The sequence below is a fragment of the Deinococcus metallilatus genome (genome assembly GCF_004758605.1).
Lineage (GTDB): Bacteria > Deinococcota > Deinococci > Deinococcales > Deinococcaceae > Deinococcus > Deinococcus metallilatus.
Window position 1 is genome coordinate 2,890,001 of record NZ_CP038512.1, and the last position, 21,400, is coordinate 2,911,400.

Here is a 21,400-nt window from a genome sequence, read left to right on the forward strand (position 1 = left end):
CCCGGAGCGTAACGCGCACACTCCGCCGCCGGGGTCTAAAGTAAGGGCACCGTCCCCACTCTGCCCCGGAGGTGCCCCGATGAACACGCCCCTCACGCCCCTGGACCTGATCCGGCGCGGCCTCAAGACCTACCCCGACCGGCTGGCGGTGACGCAGCCCGGCGGCCCCAGCTTTACCTACCGCGCGTGGGGCGAGCGCATCTTCCGCCTGGCGCGCGCGGTGCGGGAAGCGGTGCCGCCCGGCTCGCGGGTCGCGGTCCTTTCGCCCAACACCCACGAGGGCCTGCTGACCTACGCGGCGGTGCCCTGGTCGGGCAACGTGCTGGTGCCACTGAACACCCGCCTCACGCCGCCCGAGTACGCTTTTCAGTTGAACCACGCGCGGGTCAGCCTGGTGCTGGCCGACGCTGCCCTCGCGCCGAAGGTGGAGGAGGTCTGCCGCGACCTGGGCATTCCCCTGTGGGTGATGGGCGAGGGCAGCAACTTCGAGGAACGCCTGGGCGCGCAGGACGGCTCGCCCCTGCCCCTCCCCGAACTGGACGAGGACGACGTGATCACCATCAACTACACGTCGGGCACGACCAGCAGCCCCAAGGGCGTGATGCTGACGCACCGCAACACGCTGCTCAACGCCATCGAGACGCTGTACAACCTGCACTTCGACCAGGACAGCGTGTACCTGCACACCCTGCCCGACTTTCACGCGAACGGGTGGGGCGGCGTGTGGAGTCCCTTCGGGGTGGGGGCCACGCACGTGACGTTGCCCGCCGTGCGCGGCGACACCATCCATGACGCGGTCCATGCCCAGGGCGTGACCCACCTGTGCGCCGCGCCGACGGTGCTGAGCATGATCACCGACCCCGCCACCGCCCGGCGCACACCCCGCACCGTGCGGGTGGCGACGGCGGGCAGCCCGCCCCACGCCCGCACCATCGCGGACATGAACGCCCTGGGCTTCGACGTGCTTCAGGTGTACGGCCTGACCGAAACCAGTCCCCTGATCACCGTCGCGGAACTCTCGGAGGCCGAGCGGGCGCTGCCCACGCCGGAGCGGGCCGCCCTGACCGCCAAACAGGGCTTCGAGATGCTGCTGGCCGGGGAGGTGGAGGTGATGACGCCGAACCTCACGCCGGTCCCGCACGACGGGCAGACCCTCGGGGAGATCATGGTGCGCGGGAACCTGGTGATGAAGGGCTACCTTGACAACCCGGAGGCGACTGCCAGGGCCTTCGAGGGCGGCTGGTTCCACAGCGGGGACGTGGCGGTGGTCCACCCTGACGGGCGCATCGAGATTCGGGACCGCAACAAGGACGTGATCATCTCGGGCGGCGAGAACATCAGCAGCGTGGAGGTGGAAGGCGTGCTGTACGCCCACCCCGCCGTGCGCGAGGCGGTGGTGGTCGCCCATCCCGACGAGAAGTGGGGCGAGGTGCCCTGCGCCTTTATCGCCCTGCACGCCGGGCAGACGGCCAGCCCCGAGGACCTCAGCGCGCATGTCCGCCAGCACCTCGCCGGGTACAAGGTGCCCAAGCACTACATCTTCCGCGAGGACCTGCCCAAGACCGCCAGCGGCAAGTTCCAGAAGTTCCTGCTGAGGAATGAACTGTGGGCGGGGCGGGAACGGGCGGTGAACTGAGATGAGGTCAGGCTAGGACCCGGCCCGCACGGACGATGGTGCGAAGACGGCGCGTGGCGGTGATGTCGCGGGTGGGGTCCCCCTCGACGATCAGCGCGTCGGCATGGGCGCCGGGACGCAGGACCCCGACCAGCGGTTGTCCATTTTTGGCCAGCAGGCGGCCCGCTGTCCCGGTCGCGGCCCGCAGAGCTTCGGTGGGCGTGAGGCCCGCCTGCGCCACCAGGTGTTCCAGTTCGGCGTGGAGGCCCCCGCCGGGCAGGTTGTCCACCCCTGCCGGAGTGTCGGTGCCCGCGCCGACCTGACCGCCCAGATCGAGGACGCGCCGGGTGAGGGTGGCGGCAAGGCGGGCGTCCCAGTCGGCCACGTCCCGCTCCTCCGCCGTACCCCCGTGTACCGCATCCCATTGGGCACGCAGCCCATCGGCCACCTTCCCGCCCCGGCTTCCGTGCGGCAGGTCGCCCAGGTCGGCGCGTTCCGCGTGGCGTGTGCCCTCGTAGATGCTCAGGGTGGGGACCAGGACCGCTTCCGCCTCCACCACCGCCTGCGCGAATCGGTCGAGGAGACGCTCACCGGGAAACTGCGTGGTGGGGTCGAACCCGAGCCGCCGGAAGGTGAGGGCAAAGCCGCTGGCGTGCTCGATGGTTTGCACACCCAGGCTCAGGGCTTGCAGAGCATCCACCTCGGCCCCACCAAGCCCACGGGTCATACGCATTCCCAGGTCCGTCATCACGGGCAGGCCGTGTTCGCGTACGTGCTGGACAGCCGCCGCGTAGGCGTCCGGGGGAAGCTGCTCGTACAGCTTGACGGTATCCACGCCCGCTGCGGCCAGCGCGTCCACCGCCGCCCGCGCCTCGTCGGCGTCGCGGAGCATCCAGGCGCCTGCCGCCGGGTCGCCCACCTCGCCCAGTATCCCCGGTCCGAAGTGCCGGAAGATGCTGTTCGGGCCGTCCAGAATGGTGCCTGCCCCAAACACATGCGGCCCCTCGCCTGTGGAGGCCAGCGCGCGCAACTCCGCCAGCACCTCTAGGCTGTTGCCCGCGTCGCGCACGGCGGTTACCCCCGCCCCCGGAAACCAGCGGGCGTAGTGGGGCCGGACGTGGACGTGCAGGTCCACCAGGCCGAGAAGGATCGTGCCGTCCGGCCCCGCGTCCAGCACCTCCACCCCTGCCGGGAGCGGCAGGTGTTCGGCCACCTCCAGCACCCGCCCGCCCCGCAGCAGCACGGTGGCCTGGGGCCAGAGGGTTTCGCCGTCGAAGAGGCGTCCAGTGAGGGCCAGCATCGGGGAAGGGGGCATGCCCTCAGCGTGCCGCCGCGCCTTCTCACACCGTAAGCTGGGCGTGTGAGTAGCGTTCTGAACGTCACCGGACCGGCTGCCGTCAGGCTGCTGACGCACGGCCGGGCGCGCAGGGTGCTGGGCGCTTTTTTGAAGGGCGAGAACACGGTGGCGGGCGCCGCGCGGGAACTGGGGCTGGATCTCCGGGTGGTTCACCGGGACGTGCTGGCCCTGAAGGCGGCGGACCTCCTGCGGGTGGTGCGCGAGCAGAAGCGGGCGGGCCGTCCGGTCAAGGTGTACGCGGCGGCAGCTCCGGCCTTTTTCGTGCCGTTCTCCGCGACGGGCGCGGCGGAGTTGAGCGAGCTGGGCGCGGGCCGCACCAGCCGCTATGAAACGCTCTTCCGCGCCGCCTTTTCCCGCGAGTTCGAGCGGCTGCACCACGAGCAGGGCGGCGGGCGGGAATGGGGCGTGCGGCTCTACCTCGCGCCGGAAGGTCAGGTGACCACCGATACGAGTTACGAGGGCGCGGACCTGATCGACGCGGGCGTGCGCTATCAGGGACCGCTGGGCCTCATCCTGAACGCGGACGCGACCGTGACCCTCAGCGAAAGCGAGGCGCGGGAGGTGCAGGTCGAACTGATCCGGCTCCTGATGCGGCTGCGCCCCCGGACGCTGGCCCACGACGCGGCGGGCAGCGGCCGCCCCTACCTGCTGCGGCTGGGCCTGGTGCCGGTGACGCCGGAGGAACGCGCGGCATTGTCCTGAACCCCTCGCCCTGAACCCCGGGCGCTGAACAACGGCCGGTCAGCCGGACGTGGGCACTGCTTTCTTAAGGCTTGGAGCTAGACTGTCAGGCGAGTGTACGCACTCGCACCACAACACTTTTCTGACATTTCTTCCGGGTGTGCCGCGAGCGCCGCTCAGGTACGCCCAACCTAGACCGAAAGGAAGGGCCACCATGACCATGCTGTACTTCGTGCTGGCGCTCCTGGGGGGGTTGGCAGGCGGGTTTTTGATGGGGCAGTCGCGGGGACGGCAGGAACGGGCCGCCATCGACGACCAGCTCCAGCGCGAAGCCCGCGCCGAGGCGGACCGTATCCGGGCGCAGGCGGGCAGCGAAGCCCGGCAACTGCGCGAGCAGGCCGAGGTGCGCCTGCGGGACGCGGAGCGCCGCCTTCAGGAAGCCGACGACCGGGAACGCCAGGGCACCCTCCAGTTGGAGACGCAACGGGAACAACTCCAGACGCTCCGCACGCAGATCGAGGCCGAGCGCGGCCAGGCCAAGCAGGACGCTGCGCGGGAACGCGAGACGCTGAGCGCCGACCGCCAGGAAACCCGGCGCGAACGTGACGAACTCAAACGTGAGATCGAGCGCCTGAACCGCCGCGCCGAACAGCTCGACGCCCGGGGAGACAAACTCGACGCGCTGGAAGAGCGCCTGGAGGACGCCCGGCACGCGCTGGCCGAGCAGGAGGCCGACCTGGCCGAACGTGCGCGGCAGATCGACCTGAAGCTGTACGAGGTCGCGGGCCTCACCCGGGAAGCCGCCCGGGAGCAGATTCTGGGCCAGCTGGACGCGGAACTGGAGGAGGAAAAGGCCATCCGCGTCAAGGCGATGACCGAGCGCGCGGTGGCGGAGGCCAAACGCACCGCCCGCAACGTGATCGCGCAGGCCATCCAGCGCAGCGCCAGCGAGACGAGCGCCCAGATGAGCGTGTCGGTGGTGCCGATCCCCAACGACGCGATGAAGGGCCGCCTGATCGGCCGCGAGGGCCGCAACATCCGCGCCTTCGAGGCGCTGACCGGCGTGGACCTGATCATCGACGACACCCCCGAGGCCGTGATCCTGAGCAGCTTCAACCCGGTGCGGCGCGAGGTGGCGCGGCACGTGCTGGAAGCCCTGGTGGCCGACGGCCGCATCCATCCCACCCGCATCGAGGAGATGGTCCACAAGGCCCAGGACGAGATGAAGAGTTTCATTCACGCCCAGGGCGAGGAGGCGGCCATCGAGGCGGGCGTGGTGGGCGTCAAGCCGGGGCTGATCCAACTGCTGGGCCGGATGTACTTCCGCAGCAGCTACGGCCAGAACGTGCTGAAGCACTCCGTCCAGGTCGCGCACCTGACCGGCATCATGGCCGACGAGCTGGGGCTGGACGCCGCGCTGGCCCGCCGCGCCGGGCTGATGCACGACGTGGGCAAGAGCATCGACCGCGAGATCGAGGGCACCCACGTCGAGATCGGCATCAATCTGGCCAAACGGTTCGGGGAGCCGCCGGAAGTCATCGACGCCATCGCCCACCACCACGACCCCGAGAACGGCGAGACGCTGTACAGCGTGCTGGTCGCCGCCGCCGACGCCATCAGCGCGGCCCGGCCCGGTGCACGCCGTGAGGAACTCGAAGCCTATGTGCGCCGCCTGGAACAACTGGAACAGATCGCGGTCGCCTTCCCCGGCGTGCAGCAGGCCTACGCGATCCAGGCGGGCCGCGAGGTGCGCGTGATCGTGCAGCCTGAAAAGGTCACGGACGCCCAGGCCACCCTGCTGGCCCGCGAGATCGCCGGGCGGGTCGAGCAGGACATGGAGTACCCCGGCCAGGTGCAGGTCACGGTGGTGCGCGAGAGCCGCGCGGTGGAAGTCGCGCGCTAAAGGGAGGGGGGCAAGGGGGGGGCGGTCGCGCGCTAAGGCGGACCGCCCCTCTCCTTTAACCGCTTCGGCCCACCTTAAGTTGGTCTTACCACCTGGGTAGACCTGCCACCCCACCGTACTCCTGAACGAGTTTGTTCGCCTGGTCCCCGTGCAGCCGGACAACTTGCAGGCCGTAGAGGTCAATCAGGTCGGGCAGCACCTCCGCCAGCGTCACGCGCTCCATCAGGCTGCCGTCCAGCGGGCTTTCGGTCACGTCCTTCTTGCCGGTGAAGTACGGGACCTCGCGGTTGTGGCTGCGGTAGATGTGGAAGTCGGCGCCGTTCTCGGGAATCACGAGCTGGTAGATGCGGCCCTCCTGCATCATCTCCAGCACGCGCTCCAGCTCCATCACGCCGTGTTCCTGAATCCGCTCCAGCACCTGCTCCTCGCTCTTGCGGCGGTGCTCGTCCAGAATGGGCTGGATTTTGTCGAGAATCTCCTGCGGGTTCACCCAGCCGGTCCCGCCGACCACGTTCGTTTCACCGATCACCTCATAGGGGGCCTTGTCCGGAATCTCGGCCCGGAATGCCGCGACACGCTCGGACGGGCCCACCAGGATCAGTTCTTTCAGGTCGCCCAGGCGCAGAATGTCGCCGAGTTCTTGGACCATCCCGTTGTAAAAGCGTTGCTGCTCGGCGGCCTCACGGTTCTGGAAGAGGTCGGCGCTGCTGTCGCTGCGGGGACCACTGCCCTGCGCGCCGCCACTCGCCCCCGGCGTGCCCGGGACGTGGCGGGTGCCCTGCGCCATGGCGTCCCAGCTCTTGCCGTTGTCGATCCGGACATTCTCCTCCCGGGTGATCTCGGTCAGCTCGCCCTGCCGCAGCAGAAAGAGCCTTGCCCACTCACGGTCTACCGCCAGGATGGCGACGGTGGGCAGCAGGTCCAGCATACTGGCGAGCATGGACTTGAGCGGGCGGCCATAGTGAAACCGGTCGGGCAGGTCCGCCTGGATGTCGTAGCGTTCGAACATATCCTCGCCCACCAGATAAAAAGAACTCCTGCCGGTATGTCGCTGCGCCTCGGGCAGGTCGGCCAGCACCTGATTCATCACGGTGGGGGGAACGCCCGCATCCAGCATTCCGGCCTTCGCGCGGGTGAGGAGGGCCGGTCCCTCATTGTCAGGCACGGCGGGATTGACGTCGATGACGGCCATCAGGACCATCGCGTTGTCGGGGAGACTCTCGATGCGCTGGATATCGGCTCGGGTGATCATGGTCACTCCTTTCTCCGTCCATTCTTCGGACGCCAGCCGCCGGAAAGTGGCCGGGTTTGCTGAAGTCCGGTTCACGTTTCCGTGACCTCGCGGCCCTGGCCCAGGCAGCCCACCCCGAGGTTCAAGTGCATAATTTGACACCCGACGAATACCACGCTATAGTTTTGGACATCACCGCCCGATGAGGCGGCTTTTTTATTGCCGTCCCTTTTCCTGGCCCTGCGGTGTAGCCTGCGGCCATGACCTCCCCGACCTCCCCCGAATCGCCGCTGAAGTCCGCCGAATGGCTGCTTTCGCATCTGGCCGACCCGCTGGTGCGGGTGCTGGACTGCCGGTACGCGCTGAACGACCCGCTGGTGGGACGCATCGCCTATCTGGAGGGGCATGTGCCGGGCGCGATCTACGCCGACCTGGAGACGGACCTCAGCGGTCCCGTGCAGCCCCATGGGGCGGGCGGAAGGCACCCGCTGCCCGACCCGGCGACGCTGGCCGCGTGGCTGGGCAGCGTGGGCATCGGGAATGACAGCGTCGTGGTCGCCTACGACGATCCCTCCACCGGGCAGGGCTTCTATGCGGCGCGGGCCTGGTGGCTGCTGCGCTGGCTGGGGCACCCCCGGGTCTATGTGCTGGACGGCGGCTGGCCCGCCTTCCTGGCGGCGGGCGGACAGCCGGGCACCGCCGAGCCGGACTTCGCCCCCACCACCTTCACGCCCGACGTGCAGCCGGATATGGTCGCCACTGCCGAAGACGTGGCGGGCCGGGAGGCGGGGACGCTCCTGATCGACTCGCGTGCCCCGAACCGTTACCGGGGGGAGGTGGAACCGCTGGACCGCAAGGCCGGGCACATCCCCGGCGCGGTGAACCGCGAGTGGGCCGGGGCGCTGGACGAGGGCGGGCACTGGCGGGACGCCGGGGCGCAGGCCGCGCGCCTGAACGCGGGGGACGCCTCCACCATCACCTACTGCGGCAGCGGCGTGAGCGCCACCCCGAACCTGCTGGCGCGGGAACTGGCCGGGGTTCCGCTCGGCCCGCAGAACCGCCTGTACGCCGGGTCGTGGAGCGACTGGGTGAGCGAGGGCGCGCGGCCCGTGGCGACGGGCGAGGAGGCGGAGGCCAGGGGGCCTAAGCCGTAAATCTTCCTCCTTGTGCCCCCTGCCCGCCCCCAGCTTCCCTCAGCGTGTGCTGCCGTACCCGCCCGAGCAGGCCGCGCCACGTTCGGGGGCGGTAGCTCCCTGCTCGTACTCGTCGAGGAAGGCTTTCAGGCGCGCGTCGTTCGCGCTCTGGACCGGCAGTTGCGCGTTCCAGGCGCTGATCACGATGGGGGCGGGCAGGCCCTCGTAGGGGCTGAGGAGCGTGTAGGGCCGCCCGTCCACGAGGTGCCGGAGGGCCGCGACCTCCTGCGCCCCCAGGCCAGGGCGGTAAGTGATCCACACGGCCCCGTGTTCCAGGCTGTGGACGGCGTATTCGTTGTAGAGCGGCTGGTCGTAGACGCCGCAGTTCTGCCAGATGGGGTTGTGCGGGCCGCCCGCGGGGGGCGTCTCGGCGTAGACCAGGGAACCGGAGCGGTGGTCCCCGCCCTGGTAGTCGAAGGTCTTCACGCCCTCAATGCCTTTCTGACCGCAGGCGGCGAGCGAGAGGGGCAGGAGGGCGAGGAACAGGGTGCGTTTCATCGCTTCTCAGGGTAGCGGCAGTTTCAATCCTCAGCCCCTTTCAGGACTGGAGACGCCCCGAGAACTCCCGGGGGGTTCAGCCCCGAACCGGCTTCCACGCAGCGTTCGGCATGGGAAGCTGGGGCATGACCGCCTCCCCCCTCCCCCGCCTGGCCGCCCTGACCCAGCCGATCATCTTCGTGGACACCGAGACGGGCGGGCGCGACCCGGCCCGGCACCCGCTGCTGACCATCGGGCTGGTCACGCTCACGCCACAGGGGGAGGTCACGCGGCCCCTCCATCTGCGACTGCGGCATGACTGGTACGATGTGGAAGCGGACGCGATGGCGGTGAACGGCATCGACCTGGACACGCATCACGCCGCCGCGCAACCCGCCGGGGAGGTCGCGGACGCCGTGCGCGCCTACGCGCGGGAGGTCGGGCGGGTGATGCTGGGGGGGCACAACCTGCACTACGACCTGGGCTTTTTGCGGCTGCTGCTGCCGGACCTGAACAGCGTGTTCCGGCGGGGGCGGGTGGACACCAAACTCAGCGCGCAGTTTCTGATTCATGCCGGGGTGCTGCCGCGCAAGGTGGGGACGCCGCTGGACCAGCTCGCCAAGCACTTCGGGCTGGAGTATCAGGCCCACAATGCGCTGGAAGATGCGGCGGTGACGGCGCGGGTGTACACGGAGTTGTTGCGGCTGGTGGCGCGGTGAGGGGCAGGGCAGCTTGCTTCGATTTGCCCCCACCCCCCCAGCCCCCCTACCCCCACCGGGGGCAGGGGGGAGCGGCGCTGCGCTGGGCAAGAGAGGTTTCCTGGAGCGGCGGGTCTGGGTGGGCCGTTGACGTGTCCGGCCTCGACGCTCTGCCCGCTGACCTGGAAGGCCTCGGGCCTGCGGCCCGAACGGCTCGGCTGCCTGGAAGGTTGGCTTGAGAGGTGGGGGTCGGGCGTCGGCTCCAGAGTTTGAAAAGCTTAGGACTTACGCGATTGGGAAAGTGTGTAGGACGCTGTTCTTTCTCCTCCCCCTTGAGGAGGGAGGCCGGGAGGGGGTACACAGGCCTGGCGTCAAAGGTCGTTCGGAATGTTCAGGCCTCCTCTTTACATGTCGCGGTGAGGGCAGGTCCCTTCTCCCCCACCGCGTTGCCGGAGGTGGGCGGCAATCCCGCGTCTACTCCCCCCCCGCGCTGGCCCGCGCGTCTTCGTGGCTCTCGGGCAGGCCGGGGGGACGCCCGGCGGGGAAGGTGGTGGTCAGGAGGTCCACCTCCTGATGGTCGGGCATGATGTTGCCGGTCAGGCCCCGTTGCGCCAGCACCGGGAGGAACTCCTCCATCGCGGGCACCTCGCCGTGAATCAGCCAGACGCGCGGGGTGCCGGTCGTGGAGAGGAAGGCGAGCAGGTCGTCCTGGTCGGCGTGGGCGGAGAAGCCGCCGATGGTGTGGACGTGGGCGCGCACGATGATCTCCTCGCCCAGGATGTGGACGGGACTCTCCCCCGCCACGATGCGGCCCCCCAGGCTGCCGGGCGACTGGTAGCTGGCGATGACCAGGCTGGTGCTGGGCTTCCAGAGGTTGTGCTTGAGGTGGTGCTGGATGCGCCCGCCGTTCATCATCCCGCTCCCGGCCATGATGATCGCGGGGCCGTCATAGCGGTTGATGCGTTGCGACTCGGTGCTGGTCAGGACGACGTGCAGCGTGGAGGGCCGGAAGGGGTCCTCACCGCTTTGGAGGGCCTCGCGGACGGGCGGGATCAGTTCGTCCCCGAACTCGAAGTAATCGCCGGTGGCGCGGGCGGCCAGCGGGGAATCGAGGAAGATGGGAATACGGGGCACCTCGCCCGCCTCCATCATGTTCCGCAGGATGTAGAGGATCATCTGCGCGCGCTCGATGGCGAAGGTGGGAATCAGAATCTTGCCGCCCGCGCGGATGCTCTGGTGCAGGATGTCACGGAACTCGGCCAGCGTCGCCTCGCGGGAGCGGTGGATGCGGTTGGCGTAGGTCGTCTCGATCATCACCGCGTCCACCGGGGGCGGCGGCGTGAAGGTGAGTTGCAGGCCGCTCTCGCGGTTCCCGAGGTCGCCCGACATCAGCAGGCGCTGGCCTTCCACCTCGATCACCAGGTAGGCGCTGCCCAGGATGTGCCCGGCCCGCTCGGCGGTGACCTTGAGCGGCCCCACCTGCGCCCTCTCGCCGTAGTGCAGGGCAGGACGCAGCAGGGCCAGGGTGCGGTGAACGTCCTCCTCGTCGTAGAGGGGTTCGGGGACCTCGGCCTCCCGGCCCACCCGGCGGGCCCGGCGGAGGTCCTGGCGAAACCCCTCCACCTGAAGGCGGGCCGAGTCGAGCAGCACCGCCTCGGCCAGCGCCGCTGTCGGCGGGGTGCAGTAGACCGGCCCCCGGTAGCCGCGCTTGACCAGCAGCGGCAGCCGCCCGATGTGGTCGAGGTGCGCGTGCGTCACCACCACCGCCAGGAGGTCGGCGGCGTCAAAGGGGAAGGGTTCGCGGTTGCGGGCTTCCAGCTCCTCGCCGCCCTGGAAGAGGCCGCAGTCGATCAGCACCGGGCCGTCACGGGTGGACAGCAGGTGCGCGCTTCCCGTGACGGTCAGCGCCGCCCCCAGACTCTCAACTCGCATGGGCGTAGTGTGCGCCGCCTCCCCCTCTCGCTGACTTTACCCGCCCTTCAGGAACCGGGCGGCCGGGGCAGGGCGGGTGTAGGTTCGGCGCATGACAGACCCTCTGATCTTCACCGCCGGGCCAGGGGCAGGGACCCCGGACGCGGCCGAAACCGGGCCGGGGCCGGACGCGGCGGGCCACCCCTTCCAGCGCCTCGCGGTCGGCATCGATTTCTCGCCCGCCTCGCTGCACGCGCTGGAGGTGGCCCGCACGCGCTTTCCGGGGGCCCAGCGCCGCCTCCTGCACGTGACCGACGCCCGCGTGGCCACCACGCCCGACCTGGGCGGCGGCGTGATCCCCACCGGTCCCAGCCCGGCCCTCCTGCACACGCTGGAGAACGCCGACGCGGACCGCCTGGCCGCTCTGGTGCAGGGAAGCGAGGAAACCGAGCTGCTGGTGGGCGATCCCGTCACCGGCATTCTGGAGGCGGCGGAACGCTGGGGCGCAGAGCTGATCGTGGTGGGCACGCACTCGCAGGGGGCCATCGAGCATTTCTTCCTGGGGAGCAGCGCTGAGAAGCTGGTCGCCCGCAGCCCGGTCCCGGTCCTGACCGTGCGGCTGCCCCGGAGGGCTGCGGCGGAACGCTGAGCGTCGGGGGCGGAGGCCAGCAGAAAAAAGCCCCCGCTCAGGGGGTGGGAGGCGGGGTGACGGGCGCAGGCGTGGCCGTGCCCGAACCGGGAGAACTGCCGCTCTCCTCCCCGTCCTGGAAGGTGCCGGTGATGGTGCCGCCCTCTCCGGCGCGGGCCACCACCTCGTTGCGGTCGAGGTCGTAAAGGAGTTCCTGGGCGCGCAGCACGTCGCCCCCCTGTACGCTCTCGGCGGGCTGCTCGGGGGTGCCGATCAATCGGGCGGTGTTCGCCTGGTCGTCGTACTCGACGCGGGCGGCCTTGCTGACGCGCCCCCCCTTGCTGTTCAGCACCACGTTGCCGACCAGCACCGTCTGCTCCTCGTCCACGTTCACCTCAATGCGCTCGCTGGTGCCGGTGAGGGCGCCGTCCTCCGAGGGCCGGGTGAAGCTGATGGGGCCGTCGATGCGGGCGATGCCGTCGGACTCGTCGTAGACGAGCTGTTTGCCCTTCAGTTCGGTCTTGCCCTGGGTCACCAGCACGGTGTCGGGCGTGGGCTTGGGTGTGGCCTCGACGGCGCAGCGGCTCAGGCGGTCGGTCTTGCCGGGCGGCACCTCGTCCAGAAAACGGGCGGTCCCCGCGCTGGCCTCCACCCGCCCGTCGCCGCCCTCGCCATTCTCGCCCTGCCGCTGGGTGACCAGCGCGAGGGGCACCCGGATCACGTTCTTGTCGATGGTGATCCGCACGCCGCCCGGCCCGGTTTCGCTGAAGACGGCCAGGCTGGGCGCATCCTCCGGTTCGTCGTCCTGGCGGCCGCAGATGGTGAAGATGCCGGTTTCGTCGCTGGTCCCGGTGCGGACGATGCGGATACGGCGCTCCTGCCCGTCGTCCCCTTTGCGGACGAGTTCCAGGCTGGCGTTCTCGGCCTCGCTGGCCGGGGGCGTCGTCTCGGGGGTCGCCTCTGTGGGAGCGGCCGACGGGGGAGCGGGGGCAGGCGCCGGGGCCGTGTCCTGCGCCAGCACGCAGGCGGGCAGGGCGGCCCCCAGCAGGAGGGCCAGGGTCAGGGTCAGCCGCCGGATCACCTGGGGCTTCCTCTACCCGGTCACTTCTCGCCGCGCAGCTTGAACTGCTCGGTCGGAATCTTGTACGGCGTGTTCAGCGCGCGCACGCGGGCCAGGTCGGTGCGCTGCTCCAGGGCGCCGCTGGCGGGCGCCTTGACGGTCACCTTGGTCTTGCTGTCCACGCTCACGGCGTTCCCGACCACGTAGGCGACGTTCTTCTTGTCGTCGTAGTACACGGCGTCGCCGGTGGTGGTCAGGCTGCCCTGCACCAGTTTCACGCCGCCGCGCACGTACAGCGTCTTGGACTTGGTGAGCGCGCGCACCTCCTGCCCGTTGATGGTCAGTTCCTTCTGGTTGCCCTTGGCGGCGCGCGTCAGGGTGGGGGTGCCGGTGAGCTGCGCGAGTTCGCGGTCCTCGTCGAAGACCAGTTTGTCGGCCTGGCCGCTCTGGTTGCCGTTGGTCAGGTGCACGTTCCCGGTGCTGGTGGACACGTTGTTGTCCACGTCGAGGCTCATCTGCCCGGCGCTGATGTTCACGGTGTCGCCGCTGCTCTTGTCCTCGGGCACGAAGGTCGCGCTGGGACTCGCGCTCAGCACGCCCTGCCCGGTCACCTCGCTGTAGGCGAGCTGCCCCCCCTTGGCGGTGAGGCGGCCACGGTTCACGATCACGTTGCCCGTGAAGTTGGCGGTGCGCTTGCCCCGCGCCTTGGCGTCACTCAGCGGCGTTCCGGCGGGGGCGGCCAGCGTGGCCTGTCCGGCCTGGATCTTGAGGGTGCTGACGGTCGCCCGCACCGGATTGCCGCTGAAGGTGTACGGGCCGTTGCGGATATCGCCGCGCGGCGCGCCCTCAATATTGATCAGGCGGCTGTCGGGCGCACTCTGCGCGAGGACGGTGGTGGCGGCCAGAGCTGCGGCCAGGGCCAGGCGGGTGGGGGTCCATCGGGGGAAGGTGGGTCGGTTCATGTCGAGTCTCCTCTCGCCGCAACGTCTGCCAGCGGCACACGTTTTCCGTTCTTGCACGTCTCGGTGGGGTCCAGCGGCGCGCTGATGCGGCTGTCCTCGCCCGAGTCGTCGATCTGAAACTGGAAGGACATCCGCAGCCGGGTGATCCGGCCGGTCAGGAAGGGGGAATCCAGCGCCGCGACTGGGGCGCTGAAGCCGTAGCCCTGCTCGACCCGCACCGGCTGCTGGGGCGTGCCCTTCAGGTCGATGTCCGCACACTGCTGCACCAGCGTGATCCGGGCCTGACGGGTCAGCATGTTGTCCTGCGCGTCAATCGTGAGGTCCGGGGCGCTCAGGGTGGCGTCCAGCACGGCGGGGCCTGTCGTCTGGCCGTCCGCGCCGCGTTTCCTGATCCAGCGCCCGCCGTCCGAGAGGCCCGCCAGATGTGTCTCGCCCTTCAGCGGATCGCTGGTCACGTCGGCCGCGCGGAACCGCCAGACCGCGTCCACGTCCCGCGCCGGATACAGGGTGAGCGCCACGCCCTGAAGTGTGGCCCCCGTCTGCGCCCCCTCCGCCGGGTTCTGCGGCAGGAGCGCGAACACCAGCGCAAAGATTCCCAGCGCAACGAGCGCGTACACCCCGGCTTTCAGCACGCGCGCACTCTAGCGCGGCGCCCTCATGAGAGTGATGGGGGGGACTGACGGGGGTGAGGAGGGTGGTTTGGGCTTTTCACCGCGCACCGCCTCCCGCCAACCGCGTACCCTCTCCCCCATGATCGACACCCACTGCCACCTCGACTACCTGGATGACCCGGCCTCGGCACGGGGCGAACTCGGCCTGACGGGACTGGTCTGCATCGGGGCCAGCCCGGAGCACGCGCGCAACGCGGTGGCGCTGGCCGAGCAGTTCGGAGACGTGTGGGCGACCGTCGGCCTGCATCCCACCGACACGGAGGAGGACGGGCCGGACGCGCGGGCCGAACTGGAGGCCCTGGCGCTCCACCCGCGCGTGGTCGGCATCGGGGAGAGCGGTCTGGACGACTACTGGGACGACTCGCGGAGGGCGGCCCAGGTGTCGGCCTTCGAGTGGCAGCTCGACCTGGCGCGGCGCACGGGCAAGCCGCTGGTGATTCACGTGCGCGACAAGCCGGGACAGGACAGCGCCCACCGGGGCGTGATGGAGGTGCTTTCCGCCTGGCCGGACGTTCCGGTGGTCCTGCACTGCTTCAGCGGGCATCCCGGCCTGCTCCGCTTCGGCGTGGAGCGCGGCGCGGCCTTCGGATTCGCGGGGAACACGACCTACAAGAACGCCCGGGAGATTCAGGAGGCGGCCCGGGTGGTGCCGCTGGACCGCCTGCTGGTCGAAACCGACGCGCCCTTTCTGGCCCCGGTGCCCAGACGGGGCAAGCCCAACCGGCCCGGGTACGTGCGTTACACCCTGGACTTCATCGCCGGGCTGCGCGGGCTGGACGCGGCCGAACTGGAGCGCGTGACCGACGCGAACGCCCGGCGGGTCTACCGGCTGGACGGCGCGGCAGACTGAGACAGAACAGTCCGGACAGAGTGACATGGGGCAGGGCGAAACCAGGGCGTAGACTACCCGAGTTTGCACAGCCCGCTTCCGGCCCGGCCGGAGGTCCTCCCGAGTCTTGCCCCCTTCGGAAAGGTAGCCATGTGGCCTGATCTGGCATCCTCCTCAACCCTTTCTGCCCCCCTCCGCCCGGGGAAGGCATGACGCCCCCCTCCCCTTCGCCCGACCTCCCGCTCGCGGGTGTGCGTGTGGTGGACTTCACGCGGGTCCTCACCGGCCCCTACTGCACGATGCTGCTGGGGGACCTGGGGGCCGATGTGATCAAGATCGAGCCGCCGCAGGGCGACGACACGCGCGCCTGGGGACCGCCGTACCAACGACAGGGCGAGGCGCGGGAATCGACCTACTACCTCAGCGTGAACCGCAACAAGCGCAGCGTGGTGCTGGACCTGAAGACCGAAAGTGGTCTGGAAGCGGCGCGGCGGCTGATCGGCAGGGCGGACGTGCTGGTGGAGAACTTCCGCCCCGGGACGTTTGAACGCCTGGGCTTCGGCTGGGAGACGCTCCACGCCCAGTTCCCCCGGCTGATCTACGCCGCCATCAGCGGCTTCGGGCAATCCGGGCCGTACCGCGACCGCGCTGGCTATGACGTGATCGCGCAGGGCATGGGCGGCCTGATGAGCTACAACGGCGAGGAAGGCCGCCCCCCCGTGCGCGTCGGCGTCGCGGTGGCGGACGTGTTCGCCGGGTCGCTGATCACGCAGGCGATCCTGGCGGCGCTCTACCAGCGCGAGCGCACTGGCGCGGGCCGCCGGGTGGACGTGAATCTGCTTGAGGGCATCATCTCGCTGGGGACCAGCCAGATCAGCCGGTACCTGAACGGCGGGCAGATTCCCGGGCCGCAGGGCAACGACCACCCCAGCATCGTGCCCTACGGCACCTACCCCTGCGCCGACGGCCTGATCAACGTGGCGGCGGGCAACGACAGCCTGTGGCGGCGCTTCTGTGCCGCGCTGGGCTTCGAGTCGCTGGGCCACAACCCGCAGTACGCCACCAACGAGGGCCGCGTCCACGCCCGCGAGGCCCTGAACGCCGAACTCTACCCGGCCTTGCAGACATACACCCGCGCCGAGGTGATGCGGCGGCTGGACGCGGCGGGCGTGCCCTGTGGCCCCGTCAACAACGTGCAGGAGGTCTTCGAGGACCCCCACGTGACCCAGCAGGGCATCGCCGTGACCGTTCCCCACGCCAGCCTGGGCCAGACCACCGTGACTGCCCCGCCCTGGAGCCTCGACGGCCAGCGCCCCCCGGTTCGCCGCGCCCCGCCCACCCTGGGCCAGCACACCGGGGAGGTTCTGGCCGAACTCGGTTTCGACCCCCCTGACCCCTTCCAGAAGGAGCCCCGATGATCGACGAATTCGGAGTATTTGACCTGCTGACCCCCGACGAGCGCCTGATCCGCGAGAGCGTGCGCGCCTTTTGCGACGCGGAACTGCTGCCCCACATCGCCGACTGGTGGGACAGCGGGGATTTCCCGGTGCGCGAGGTGATGCGGCAGTTCGGCCAGATGGGCCTGCTGGGGCCGACGGTGCCCGAGGAATACGGCGGCGCGGGCACCTCCTACAGTGCCTACGGCGCGATGATGTACGAACTGGAACGGGTGGACAGCGGCCTGAGAAGCGCGGCCAGCGTGCAGGGCAGCCTGGTGATGTTCCCCATCTTCACCTACGGCAGCGAGGAACAGAAACGCCGCTACCTCCCCGGCCTCGCCTCCGGTGAGCTGATCGGCTGCTTCGGCCTCACCGAACCGGACGGCGGAAGCGATCCCGGCGCGATGCGGACCCGCGCCCGGCGTGACGGCAATGAATACGTGCTGAACGGCAACAAGATGTGGATCACCAACAGCCCCGTCGCGGATATCGCCGTGGTCTGGGCCAAGGACGACGAAGGTGTGGTCCGGGGCTTCATCGTGCCGACCGATACGCCCGGCTTCCAGGCGCCCAAGATTCACCGCAAGATGAGCCTGCGGGCGTCCATCACCGGGGAAATCGTGCTGGAGGACTGCCGGATTCCGGCGGAGAATGTGCTTCCCGGTTCGGGGGGCCTGAAATCGCCGCTCTCGTGCCTGACTTCCGCCCGCTTCGGCATCGCCTGGGGGGCGATGGGGGCGCTGGAAGCGGTGCTCCAGACGGCGCTGGACTACACCGGCAGCCGCACCACCTTCGGCAAACCGATTGCCGCGCGGCAACTGGTGCAGGACAAGCTGGTGCGGATGGCAACGGACCATTCGACCGGCCTGCTGCTGGCGTGGCGGCTGGGGCAGCTCAAGGACAGCGGGCGGATGAACTACGCCCAGGTGAGTTACGCCAAGCGCAACAACGTGCGGGTGGCGCTGAACGGCGCTCGCCTGGCCCGGGAGATGCTGGGGGGGAACGGCATCACCACCGAGTACCCGGTGATCCGGCACATGCTGAACCTGGAAACCGTGGATACCTACGAGGGCACCCACGACATCCACACGCTGATCGCCGGACGGCAACTCACCGGGCAGAACGCGCTGGAGTAGGCGGCGTGGCCTCCGCGAGCGGTCCGGGTGGGCAGGGCGACCCGCCGCGCAGGCCGCTGCACCAGCAGGCGACCCTGACCGTCGCGTCGGAGGGCCGGGGTATCGGCTATGAGCTGGACGGCGTCGCCTACGGCCTGATCTGGCCGGGGCCTGAGCCGGTTGGCCTGGAGGACTCGGCCAGGATGGCCCTGCTCCACGCGGCGGCACTGGAATTGCTGGAGGTCGAGGTGGCGCTGCCCCCGGCCATGCCCCTCGCCATGCCCGCCGGGATGCGGGTGACCCGCGCTTCGGAAGGTGACCCGGCGAGGGCACTGGAGGCCGCCCGCCTGGCCCTGGCCGTGTGCCGGATGGCCGAAGGTCACCCCCTCACCGGGCCGGAACTTCGGGCCGTGCGGCAGCAACATGGCCCGCCCGTCACCCCCGAGGTGATCCTTCACGCGGACGGCAGCGCGGACAAGCTGGGCGGCAGCCTCAGCGTGGGCTATACCCTGAACGGCAGGCCCTACGAGACGTTCTTCCTGCACGAGCGGGGGCACGAGAACCTGGCCGAGCGGGAAGCGATCCGGCTGGCGCTGACCCATGCCCGGTTCCTGGGTTACACGCGGTTCCGGGTCCGCAGCGACCACAAATTCCACGTGCGGCGTTACGCCGAGGGGCTGATCCACCGGGGCAGGCGCAAGTCGGCCTCGCTGGAACGGCTCGACGCGCTGGTAGACGAACTGGGGGACGCCGTCCACTTCGAGTATGCCGTGACGAACGCGACGGACGCGCCGCACCGCCTGGCCGTCCATGCCCGCGCCCTGCACCGGCTGGCGAGCGGGCAGCCCCTCTCCCACGCGCAGCGGGTGGCCCTCCGCCGGGTGCATTTCGCGCGGAAGGCGGGGGGCGGGGTGCCGTACTGAGAGGCGGCTACCACCATCCCCGACGCTTGAAGTAGTACGCCAGCAGCCCGCCGATTACCAGAAAACTGGCCCAGGCGAAGGCGTACCCGTAGCGGGTGTGCAGCTCTGGCATGTTCGCGAAATTCATGCCCCAGACGCCAGCCAGAAAGGTCAGCGGCAGGAAGACCACGCTGACGGCGGTGAGGGTCCGCATCACCTCGTTCATGCGCTGGCTTTGCAGGTTCAGGTGCAGGTCGAGCAGGCTGGTGAGGAAGTCGCGCAGCCCGTCCAGGCGGCTCGCCACCCGCGTGAAGGAGTCCAGCACGTCGCGGTAGCGCACCAGATCGGCGGCGGTGCCCTCGGCGTGCCGGGCCAGCAGGGCCGTCGCCTCGCGGGCATCGGCGCTGAGGCGGCGGGCCTGGGCCAGCAGGTGCTTGAGAGTGAACACGTCCCCGACCGGATTGGTGCGCCCGTCGGTGAAGACGCGCTCCTCCAGAGCGTCCACCCGCGTCTCCAGCGCGTCGGCCAGGGTGAAGAAGGTGTCGGCGGTCTGGTCGAGCAGTTCGTACACGATCTCGGGCGCGGTGTTCACGCTCTCGCGGCCCACCAGCTTCCAGACGGTATTCAGTGCCCGCGTCCCCGCCCGGCTGATCGTCAGCACGGCGTCGGGGTACAGGAAGATGCTGAGGCGCTCGGTGAACTCGTCGGCCTCTTCGGGGTGGGCAAAGGACCGGATCGTGATGAAGCCGTGTTCGGGATACGCTTCGGCGCGGCTCCAGTGCCCCTGTTCCAGCGCGTCCTCCAGCGCCAGGCGGTTGAGGGGAAAGGCGGCCCGCAGCCGGTCGAGGTCCCCCGGCGTGACCTCCTGCGCGTCCACCCACACGTGCTGGGTCTGTCCGGTCCAGTCGAGAGGCGTGCCGGTGAGGGTCTGGGCGCGAATCATGGGGAAGATGGTAAGTGGTCCGTGGAGCGTGGTGCGCGGGACAGGTTGGGGCCCGCAGGAAACTCCGCCGCCTCGCAGACAAGAGCAAAAGGGCAGCGACTCACCACTGACCACTCCCCACTCCCCACTCCCCTATCCTGTCCCTCGTGAACGCATGGCTCTGGGTGATGGCTGGCGGCGCGGTCGGCGCGGCGGCACGTTACGGGGTGACGCTGCTGCTCGCGCCGCTGGTGGCCCGCACGGCCCCCCCTCTCCAGCACTTCCCCTTCGCCGTGCTGGGCATCAACGTGCTGGGGTCGTTTCTGCTGGGCCTGACGCTGACGCTGGTGGGGCGCGGGCTGTGGCCGCCGGAAGCGCGGCTGGCCTTCGGGACCGGCGTGCTGGGGGCCTTTACCACCTTTTCCACCTTCAGTGTGGAGCTGGACGGCTTGCTGACGCGCGGCGCGGCGGGTCCGGCCGCCCTCTATGCCGCGCTCAGCGTGGGGCTGGGTGTGCTGGCGGCGGTGGCGGGCCGCTCGCTGGGGGCGAGACTGTGACGGGGCGCAAACGCAAAAAGGCCGAGGTCACGCGGACGCCGGAACACTTCCTCGACCTGGCGGACGTGCTGGTCTACGTCGGGCAGGTGATCGCGCGGGGCGTGCCGGGGGCGGTGTGGGTGCGCGCGGAGATCGCCAGCCTCACCGACCGCCGCCACCTCTACCTCGATCTGGTGCAACTGGAGGACGGGGTGGAGGTCGCCAAGTGCCGGGCCACCGTCTGGGCGCGGGAACGCTACGCGCTGGAGGGCAAGTTCCGCCGCGCGACGGGCGGCACGCTCACGGCGGGTCTGAAGGTGCTGCTCTTCTGCACGGCGGAGTTTCACCCCCAGTACGGCTTCTCGTTGAACGTGCTGGACGTGGCCCCCGAATTCACGCTGGGAGACGCGGCGCTCAAGCTCGACGCGCTGCGGGAGGCGCTGGTGCGCGAGGGGGTGTACGGCCTGAACCGCGCCCTTCCCGCCCCGGCTGACTTCGCGCGGGTGGCGGTGATCAGCCCGGCGGAGGCGGCGGGCCTGGGCGACTTCCGCCGCGAGACGGACGCGCTGGAGGCGGCGGGGGTGGTGGAGTTCCTCTACCTGGAGGCGACCTTCCAGGGCCGCGAGGCGTCGGGGAGCCTCACCGGGGCGATTGCCGAGGCGCGGGAGGCGCACCAGGAAGAACCGCTGGACGCGCTGGTGGTGATCCGGGGCGGCGGGGCGGTGACCGACCTCGCCTGGCTGAACGACCTGGAGGTGGCCCGCGCGCTGGCGACCTTTCCGGCCCCCGTCATCACCGGGCTGGGCCACGCCCGCGACGACACCCTGCTCGACGAGGTGGCGTGCCTCCGTACCGACACCCCCAGCAAGGCGGCGGGCCTGATCGTCCGCACGGTGGTCGCCGCCGCCGCGCAGGCGCAGGAGGACGCCCGAACTATCCGTGCCCACGCCCGTAACGTGCTGGTGAACGCCGAGGCCGGGACACGCTGGCTGCTGGACCGCGTCCTGGGCACCGCCCGCCGACAGGCCGATGCCGCGCAGGCGCAGACGGACGCGCTGATGCGGCAGGCCCTCGGCCTCACGCCGGAGCGCACGCTGGCCCGCGGCTACGCGCTGGTGCGGGACGCGCGGGGTCGGCCGGTCACCCACGCCGCGCAGGTGAAACCGGGACAGGCGCTCACGCTGGAATTCGGGGACGGGGTGCGGCGGGTCCGGGCCTTGGACGGGGCGGGGTGACCGGCCGGGGACGGAAGCGAGGACGCCCGGCAGGA

At 70.2% G+C, this 21,400-nt stretch carries 20 protein-coding genes; 12 read left to right on the forward strand and 8 right to left on the reverse strand.

Annotated elements, in window-relative coordinates; translation table 11 throughout:
- Positions 1-79: 79 nt before the first annotated feature.
- Entirely contained in the window at positions 80-1,636 is a 1,557-nt protein-coding gene (locus tag E5F05_RS20145; RefSeq protein WP_129120436.1) for an AMP-binding protein, read from the forward strand.
- Positions 1,637-1,643: 7 nt separating this feature from the next.
- Here E5F05_RS20145 and E5F05_RS21415 read toward each other — a convergent pair whose 3' ends face one another.
- A complete protein-coding gene (locus E5F05_RS21415) occupies positions 1,644-2,930 on the reverse strand; it encodes an amidohydrolase family protein (protein ID WP_184117674.1) in 1,287 nt (428 codons plus the stop codon).
- A 45-nt stretch (positions 2,931-2,975) separates the two neighbouring features.
- On the opposite strand from E5F05_RS21415, the gene E5F05_RS20155 reads away from it, so the two are divergent.
- Positions 2,976-3,674 (forward strand): hypothetical protein, encoded by a 699-nt coding sequence (locus tag E5F05_RS20155; protein WP_129120437.1) that lies wholly within the window; start codon positions 2,976-2,978, stop codon positions 3,672-3,674.
- Positions 3,675-3,867: 193 nt separating this feature from the next.
- A complete protein-coding gene (rny, locus tag E5F05_RS20160) occupies positions 3,868-5,556 on the forward strand; it encodes a ribonuclease Y (protein WP_129120438.1) in 1,689 nt (562 codons plus the stop codon).
- A gap of 85 nt (positions 5,557-5,641) precedes the next feature.
- Here rny and E5F05_RS20165 read toward each other — a convergent pair whose 3' ends face one another.
- Complete coding sequence (locus tag E5F05_RS20165; RefSeq protein ID WP_129120439.1) at positions 5,642-6,808, reverse strand: VLRF1 family aeRF1-type release factor; 1,167 nt, start codon at positions 6,806-6,808, stop codon at positions 5,642-5,644.
- A 239-nt stretch (positions 6,809-7,047) separates the two neighbouring features.
- On the opposite strand from E5F05_RS20165, the gene E5F05_RS20170 reads away from it, so the two are divergent.
- A complete protein-coding gene (locus tag E5F05_RS20170; protein WP_129120440.1) occupies positions 7,048-7,941 on the forward strand; it encodes a sulfurtransferase in 894 nt (297 codons plus the stop codon).
- A gap of 39 nt (positions 7,942-7,980) precedes the next feature.
- Here the strand turns inward: E5F05_RS20170 and E5F05_RS20175 are convergent, their stop codons facing one another.
- On the reverse strand, positions 7,981-8,478 hold the full coding sequence (locus E5F05_RS20175) for a thioredoxin-like domain-containing protein (protein ID WP_129120441.1): 498 nt from the start codon (positions 8,476-8,478) through the stop codon (positions 7,981-7,983).
- Between the two features lie 125 nt (positions 8,479-8,603).
- Between E5F05_RS20175 and E5F05_RS20180 the strand changes: the two genes are divergently transcribed.
- Positions 8,604-9,176, forward strand: a complete 573-nt coding sequence (locus tag E5F05_RS20180) for a 3'-5' exonuclease (RefSeq protein WP_129120442.1) — start codon at positions 8,604-8,606, stop codon at positions 9,174-9,176.
- A gap of 453 nt (positions 9,177-9,629) precedes the next feature.
- On the opposite strand, the gene E5F05_RS20185 is transcribed toward E5F05_RS20180, so the two are convergent.
- Positions 9,630-11,087, reverse strand: a complete 1,458-nt coding sequence (locus tag E5F05_RS20185; RefSeq protein WP_129120443.1) for an MBL fold metallo-hydrolase — start codon at positions 11,085-11,087, stop codon at positions 9,630-9,632.
- Positions 11,088-11,178: 91 nt separating this feature from the next.
- Here E5F05_RS20185 and E5F05_RS20190 point away from each other — a divergent pair, with 91 nt between their 5' ends.
- Positions 11,179-11,715 carry a universal stress protein gene (locus E5F05_RS20190; protein WP_129120444.1) on the forward strand — a complete coding sequence of 179 codons (537 nt, stop codon included), beginning with the start codon at positions 11,179-11,181 and terminating at the stop codon, positions 11,713-11,715.
- Positions 11,716-11,752: 37 nt separating this feature from the next.
- On the opposite strand, the gene E5F05_RS20195 is transcribed toward E5F05_RS20190, so the two are convergent.
- The 3 genes from E5F05_RS20195 to E5F05_RS20205 are packed head-to-tail and all read right to left on the reverse strand — an operon-like array spanning position 11,753 to position 14,348.
- Complete coding sequence (locus tag E5F05_RS20195) at positions 11,753-12,775, reverse strand: LptA/OstA family protein (protein WP_129120445.1); 1,023 nt, start codon at positions 12,773-12,775, stop codon at positions 11,753-11,755.
- Between the two features lie 20 nt (positions 12,776-12,795).
- Positions 12,796-13,716, reverse strand: coding sequence for an LptA/OstA family protein (locus E5F05_RS20200; RefSeq protein ID WP_129120446.1), 921 nt, complete (start codon positions 13,714-13,716; stop codon positions 12,796-12,798).
- A complete protein-coding gene (locus E5F05_RS20205) occupies positions 13,713-14,348 on the reverse strand; it encodes a hypothetical protein (protein ID WP_129120447.1) in 636 nt (211 codons plus the stop codon). The genes E5F05_RS20200 and E5F05_RS20205 overlap by 4 nt, the downstream gene beginning before the upstream one ends.
- Positions 14,349-14,466: 118 nt before the next feature.
- On the opposite strand from E5F05_RS20205, the gene E5F05_RS20210 reads away from it, so the two are divergent.
- The 4 genes from E5F05_RS20210 to E5F05_RS20225 all read left to right on the forward strand — a co-directional run bounded on the left by E5F05_RS20210 (position 14,467) and on the right by E5F05_RS20225 (position 18,693).
- A complete protein-coding gene (locus tag E5F05_RS20210) occupies positions 14,467-15,237 on the forward strand; it encodes a TatD family hydrolase (RefSeq protein WP_164973573.1) in 771 nt (256 codons plus the stop codon).
- Between the two features lie 188 nt (positions 15,238-15,425).
- Positions 15,426-16,634, forward strand: a complete 1,209-nt coding sequence (locus E5F05_RS20215; RefSeq protein ID WP_129120449.1) for a CaiB/BaiF CoA transferase family protein — start codon at positions 15,426-15,428, stop codon at positions 16,632-16,634.
- Positions 16,631-17,791 (forward strand): acyl-CoA dehydrogenase family protein, encoded by a 1,161-nt coding sequence (locus E5F05_RS20220; RefSeq protein WP_129120450.1) that lies wholly within the window; start codon positions 16,631-16,633, stop codon positions 17,789-17,791. The genes E5F05_RS20215 and E5F05_RS20220 overlap by 4 nt, the downstream gene beginning before the upstream one ends.
- A 5-nt stretch (positions 17,792-17,796) precedes the next feature.
- Positions 17,797-18,693, forward strand: a complete 897-nt coding sequence (locus E5F05_RS20225) for a ribonuclease H family protein (RefSeq protein WP_129120451.1) — start codon at positions 17,797-17,799, stop codon at positions 18,691-18,693.
- A gap of 7 nt (positions 18,694-18,700) precedes the next feature.
- Here the strand turns inward: E5F05_RS20225 and E5F05_RS20230 are convergent, their stop codons facing one another.
- Positions 18,701-19,615 carry a magnesium transporter CorA family protein gene (locus E5F05_RS20230; RefSeq protein WP_129120452.1) on the reverse strand — a complete coding sequence of 305 codons (915 nt, stop codon included), beginning with the start codon at positions 19,613-19,615 and terminating at the stop codon, positions 18,701-18,703.
- A 167-nt stretch (positions 19,616-19,782) separates the two neighbouring features.
- Between E5F05_RS20230 and E5F05_RS20235 the strand changes: the two genes are divergently transcribed.
- Together E5F05_RS20235 and xseA are read left to right on the forward strand one after the other, a co-directional pair.
- Complete coding sequence (locus E5F05_RS20235) at positions 19,783-20,151, forward strand: fluoride efflux transporter FluC (protein WP_129120476.1); 369 nt, start codon at positions 19,783-19,785, stop codon at positions 20,149-20,151.
- Entirely contained in the window at positions 20,148-21,365 is a 1,218-nt protein-coding gene (xseA, locus tag E5F05_RS20240) for an exodeoxyribonuclease VII large subunit (protein ID WP_129120453.1), read from the forward strand. The genes E5F05_RS20235 and xseA overlap by 4 nt, the downstream gene beginning before the upstream one ends.
- Positions 21,366-21,400 lie beyond the last annotated feature (35 nt).